Here is a 1,563-nt window from a genome sequence, read left to right as displayed (position 1 = left end):
CTTCAACAATGGCGGCGACGCGGTGCTGCGTTCCGCCTGCCGCCTGTCCCTCGAAGGCATCATCTCCAAAAAAGCCGACGCCGCCTATGTCTCAGGCAGAACCGACACCTGGGCAAAATCAAAATGCCGCGCTGGACATGAAGTTGTGATCGGCGGCTGGTCGACCACCAACGGAAAGTTCCGCTCTTTGCTCGTCGGCGTCAATCGTGGCGAACACTTCGCCTATATCGGCCGTGTTGGAACCGGATACAGCGAAGCAAAGGTCAAACAGTTGCTACCGCGGCTGAAGGAAATGAAGGCCGCCAAGTCCCCGTTTACCGGCGATGGCGCACCGAAAAAGGATGAGACCGTCTTTTGGACGAAGCCGGAACTGGTGGCAGAAATCGAATTCGCGGGCTGGACGGGTGGCGGCAATGTCAGGCAGGCCGCTTTCAAGGGCTTGCGCGACGACAAGCCGGCAAAGGAGGTAGAGGCCGAGCGTCCCGCTGATCCTCAGGACACGCAGATCGCCCAACCTGCCATGGCATCTGGCCGGACGGGGAAAACCCCGATCGTCATGGGCGTTATCATCTCAAAACCTGACAAGCCGCTGTGGCCGAATGCCGGCGATGGTGGCCAGACGGTCACCAAGCTCGACCTCGCCGAATATTTTGAGGCCGTTGGTCCCTGGATGATCAAACATCTCAAGGGCCGCCCGTGTTCGCTGGTGCGCGCGCCGGACGGTTACGCCGGCGAGCAGTTCTTCCAGCGCCACGCCATGCCAGGCACGTCCAACCTGCTGGAACTGGTGAAAGTCTTCGGGGACCACAAACCGTATCTTCAGATCGATCGCGTCGAAGGCCTTGCTGCGATCGCGCAGATCGGCGGCCTGGAGTTGCACCCTTGGAACTGCCAGGCGGATCACCCAGAAGTACCCGGCCGACTTGTCTTCGATCTTGACCCTGGCCCGGAAGTTCGCTTTGCCGAGGTGGTCGCGGCCGCCAAGGAGATGCGCGATCGCCTCGAGGATTTGGGCTTGGTCAGCTTTTGCAAGACGACCGGCGGAAAGGGACTGCACGTCGTCACGCCGCTGGCCGGCCAGCGCAGCAAGACGACATGGCCCGAGGCAAAGGCCTTCGCCAAGGCTGTCTGCATGCAGATGGCTGCCGACCGTCCAGACCTATACCTCGTCAACATGGCCAAGAAGCTGCGGACATCCCGGATCTTTCTCGACTATCTCCGCAATGATCGCATGGCGACGGCCGTCGCTCCGCTGTCACCGCGCGCCAGGGAAGGAGCGACTGTTTCGATGCCGCTGACATGGGGCCAAGTGAAGGCGGATCTCGACCCGAAAAAATACACAGTCCGAACTGTACCAGGGTTGCTAAAGAACACAGTGGCCTGGTCCGACTACGACGATGGCGAAAGGCCGATCAGCACCGCGATCAAACGGCTCGGTTCTGCAAAGCTAGCGGCATGACAACGAAAGCTGCAAAACCGTCTTTTGGCGTTCCATTGGACACCGAGCCAATGGAGGCGAAGTCGGCCGACACGTTGCCGGATAACGCTGGCCAATGGCAGTAC

The 1,563-nt window shown here is 60.4% G+C and carries 1 protein-coding gene; it reads left to right on the top strand.

What is annotated here, in order from left to right; translation table 11 throughout:
- On the top strand, positions 1 to 1,459 hold a 1,459-nt coding region (gene ligD / locus AC1DX0_RS35685), incomplete at its 5' end, for a DNA ligase D (protein WP_477359169.1).
- Positions 1,460 to 1,563: the final 104 nt, after the last annotated feature.

The organism is Mesorhizobium sp. P3_A9 (genome assembly GCF_056402975.1).
Note: the sequence above shows the minus strand (reverse complement) of the source record. Positions and strands in the feature narration are given on the sequence as shown.